Raw genomic sequence first — 1,046 nt, 5'->3', positions numbered from 1 at the left:
CTGAAAACCTCTCTGCATCCTTTAATTTACTACCTTTGCAGCATTTGAAAACCTATGAATAAAAAAACTGTGTCTTCTGTAATAGCTCAAATGTTAAAAAAATGGGCATCGACGTACTGTTCAGATGTATTTTTGCAAGGATTGTGGTAGACAATTTCAAGGTGGTCTGCGTATAAATAATATTTCTCTATGGAATGACTATCTGACGGCAAATCGAACGATTTCTGATCTATCCACTCTTTATAAATGTTCAAAGCGAACCATACGACGTAGGTTGAGCTTAGTAGTAGATAGCTTTACTGCTACTTACCCCAAATCTGCAGTAATAATATTGGATACAACATACTTTTCCAGGACATTTGGTGTGATGCTGTTTCAGGATGCTTCATCAGGCAAAATACTCTATCGTAAGTTTGTCAAGAACGAAACCAATAGAGATTATCTTGACGGACTTCGTTATATTGCAGAGCGTGGAACTATAATAAAAGCAGTGGTATGTGATGGGCATGTAGGGCTTTTACAATCTATACATTTCTGTCCCGTACAAATGTGTCAATTTCACCAATTTCAGATAGTTAGAAGACTCCTTACTAACAACCCACATTTGCCTGCAGGCGTTGAACTATTGGCATTAATGAGAAGGATGTTCTCTATGAGAAAAGAAGAGTTTATAACAGCTTTTGATAAATGGTGTGAGAAATGGAAAGAGTTTCTGGCTGAACGAACTCTATTGGCCTCAGGCAAGACAACCTATACACACAGAAGACTGAGAACGGCAAGACGTTCTATTAAGACACATCTGCCATGGCTCTATACGTGTGAGGAGCATCCGGATATACAAATACCTAATACAACAAACCTGTTGGAAGGATTTAACTCACAACTTAAAAGAGCACTACATAATCATAATGGATTGAATGAAGCTAACAAAAAGAAGTTTATAGATGGGCTCATAAATACAAAAAAGTAGGCTGGAATAACCAGCCTACCAAATGTCCATTACTAAAACCCGAGAGGTTTTCAGCCTACCAAATGTCCATTACGCC

1 pseudogene is annotated in these 1,046 nt (G+C 37.9%); it reads left to right on the top strand.

Annotated elements, in window-relative coordinates:
• Positions 1 to 109: 109 nt before the first annotated feature.
• A pseudogene (locus HMPREF9431_RS11885) lies at positions 110 to 970 on the top strand (IS256 family transposase, variant Zn-binding type); the annotation flags it as partial.
• Between the last annotated feature and the right edge of the window lie 76 nt (positions 971 to 1,046).

The sequence above is a fragment of the Segatella oulorum F0390 genome (assembly GCF_000224615.1).
Lineage (GTDB): Bacteria > Bacteroidota > Bacteroidia > Bacteroidales > Bacteroidaceae > Prevotella > Prevotella oulorum.
Note: the sequence above shows the minus strand (reverse complement) of the source record. Positions and strands in the feature narration are given on the sequence as shown.